The 2684-nt window shown below is 70.2% G+C and carries 3 protein-coding genes; 1 reads left to right on the top strand and 2 read right to left on the bottom strand.

From position 1 onward, the window contains the following. The coding region (locus JF597_RS52925) for an alpha/beta fold hydrolase (RefSeq protein ID WP_294014108.1) at positions 1-629 on the top strand (629 nt) is incomplete at its 5' end. A 130-nt stretch (positions 630-759) separates the two neighbouring features. Here the strand turns inward: JF597_RS52925 and JF597_RS52920 are convergent. Continuing rightward, positions 760-1278: a GIY-YIG nuclease family protein gene (locus tag JF597_RS52920; RefSeq protein ID WP_294014106.1), complete on the bottom strand. Its 519-nt coding sequence runs from the start codon at positions 1276-1278 to the stop codon at positions 760-762. 341 nt (positions 1279-1619) lie between these two features. Further along, positions 1620-2678 carry a helix-turn-helix domain-containing protein gene (locus JF597_RS52915; RefSeq protein WP_294014110.1) on the bottom strand — a complete coding sequence of 353 codons (1059 nt, stop codon included), beginning with the start codon at positions 2676-2678 and terminating at the stop codon, positions 1620-1622. Positions 2679-2684: the final 6 nt, after the last annotated feature.

Raw genomic sequence — 2684 nt, 5'->3', positions numbered from 1 at the left:
CCGGATGGGACGGCGCCCACCGCCCTGCCTGGCTCACGGGCATCGACGACCTTGCCCTCGCCTATCTGCACATGCTGCGCGACCGCGGACTGCGCGATGTTCTCGTCGTCGGCTCCTCCCTCGGGGGCTGGATCGCCGCCGAGATGGCCGTACGCGACAGCGCGGGAAGCATCGCCGGCCTTGTCCTGATCGACGCGGTGGGCGTGCAAGTGGAGACCGAACACATCACCGACTTCTTCGCCCTTGACGCCCGAGGCGTCGCGGAATACTCCTGGCACGACCCGGACCGCTACTACCTCGACCCGGCCGGCCTCCCGGCCGAAGAACTCGCGCGCAGACAAGCCAACATGACCACCATGCGCATCCTCGCCGGCGATCCCTACATGCACGACCCCACGTTGCTGGGCCGGCTCGGGAAGATCCAGGTGCCTTCCCTTCTGCTCTGGGGTGAGAGCGACCGCATCGTCACCCCCGCCTACGGTGCCGCGTACGCCGACGCATTCGGCGACGGCCGACTCGAAGTCATCCCCAAGGCCGGCCACCTTCCGCAGATCGAACAGCCGGACGCCACCTTCGCTCTCATCGACGCGCACCTGCGCGGGTCGGGCGATCCGTCGGATCAGCGGTAGTAGGTGTTGGCGTTCACGAAGCGCCTTAACCTGCATCGATGCCGACTGGACCGCGGCCGTGTGGTGCCTCCGGGGGGCCTGGCTTCAGCCGGGGAGGGAGACGTGTGTTGGTTGGATTCCCATACGGTGCCTACGGCTTGGCCCGACTCGTCTGTCGTCCCGGTGAGGGTTGTGCGGCCTCGGCTTCTTCGACCTCTCTGGCCAGTTCCGCGACTTTTGTACGCGCTGCCGTGATGCCGCGGAGGATGAGGCGTAGGTGGGTCGTGGACTGGGGTACGGCCGCCTCGAGTTCTTCCAGCCTCCGCTGCTGCGCGGCGAGTTCGGACCTCAGGCGTGCGGCCCGGTCGGGTGGTGGGGGAGGGGCTGTCCCGTTGAAGACGACGTTGTGCAGGGGCCGTTCGGCTTGGACGGCTTCACGTTCGGCTGCGTGTGCGTCCTGGGGGTAGTCGATCTGGATGGCGATGACGCGGCGGCCCCATGGCTGTTGTTGCAGGTGGGTGCGGATGCGCGTGAGCGGGCACGTGGAGATGCCGACGTAGAGCAGGCCTTCCGGGCCGTGGAGCCGGTACAGGGCCGTGCGGCCGGCGGTGTGCAGGCTGCCTTCCTCGTCGAACAGGCTGCGCAGGAACTGTGTGTCGATGTCGGTCATGACGCGGCCTTCCTCGGATCCGGGCGGCGCGCAGCCGTGCGGGCACCTCTGCCTGCCCGGCGGCACGGGGATGCCCCCTGGAGCGGGCGTCGACCGCGCGCCGCTTGTCCATCTCCTCACGGTCCCACGGGGGTATGACAGCGCCTCACCGACCAGTGCGTCAGGCGGCGGAACGGATCACCTGCAGGTCGGATCGCGTGCAGGTGTTCCGCGGCCTGGGCTGGTGGCCGTAACCCCTCCACGGCAGCGGCGAGATGCGGATGCCCGCGTCGTCACATCCTCTGCACGCAGGCGAACGCGAGCCCGTGCCGACGAACCTCCCGCCCCCGATGCGACCTGGCTCAGAGGTCCTTGGCCGGCCAGTCCAGCAGCCGTGCGCCGATCACCGCCGTCTGGAGCATGTAACGGTGGGCGGGATCGGCCGGGTTGGCGCCGGTGAGTTTGTGGATGCGTTCCAGGCGGTAGGTCAGGGCTCGCACGCTGAGGGTGAGGCGGCGTGCGGCCTCGGCGGCGACGCAGCCGGAGTCGAAGTAGGCGGTGAGGGTGTCGAGGAGGGGCTGGGCGCCGCCACGGCTCGTGGTGAGAGGGTGGAGGGTGTCGAGGACGAGGTCGGCCATTGCTTGGCGGTCGCGGGTGAGGACCGGGTAGACCAGCAGGTCGGCGGCGCGCAGCACGGGGTCGTCGAGGTCGAGGCGTTCGGCGAGTTCGAGGGCGTTGAGGGCTTCTTCGTAGGACTGGACGACGCCGCCGGGGCCGGGCTGGGGGCGGCCGATGGCGACGCGGCCGCCGTCGGTGGCGGCGTGTGCCTGTTTGGCGAAGTAGGTGAGGACCTCGTCCTGGGGGCCGGGGGCGATGCACAGCAGGCGGCCGTCCTTGGTGGTGAGCAGGACGCTGCGGTCGCCGAAGCGGGAGATGAGCGCGCGTTCCACCTGCCGGGGCACCGGGTCGCCCTCGTCGTAAGCGGCAGGCCCTTGGGCTACGGCGACCGCGTGCGCGTGGGACAGGCGCAGACCGAAGCGTTCGGCGCGCTCGGCGAGGCGGCCGAGGTCGCTGCGGCCGTAGAGGAGGTCGTCGATGAACTCGCGGCGGGCCGCCTCTTCCTGGCGTACGGCCAGGAGTTGGGCGCGTTCGTAACCCTCGGCGAAGGCGTCGATCACTTGCTGGACGGTGGCCAGCGCGCAGTCGGTCGAGCCCGGCGTGTGCGGCCAGGCTGCGCGGGCGGCGGTCAGGTGTGCGCTGATCAGGGCGCGCAGTCCGTGGCCGGCTTCGGCGGCCTGTTCTCCAAGGGCACGCCGCGAGGCGATCTCTTCCCGGGTAAGGCGCCGGCCGGTGGCCGAGACGTCCGTCAGGATGCGGTCATAGCCGTCGAGATACTGCTCGGGAATCTCCCGGTCGGTCACGTCGTC

The organism is Streptomyces sp. (genome assembly GCF_019510245.1).
In the GTDB taxonomy this organism is placed as follows: domain Bacteria; phylum Actinomycetota; class Actinomycetes; order Streptomycetales; family Streptomycetaceae; genus Streptomyces.
The sequence above is the reverse complement of the archived record's forward strand: the minus strand, read 5'-3'. Positions and strand labels throughout refer to the sequence as shown.

Coding starts and splice junctions, on each gene's coding strand:
- JF597_RS52920 (WP_294014106.1), bottom strand. CDS start 1,278: ATGACCGACATCGACACACAGTTCCTGCGCAGCCTGTTCGACGAGGAA.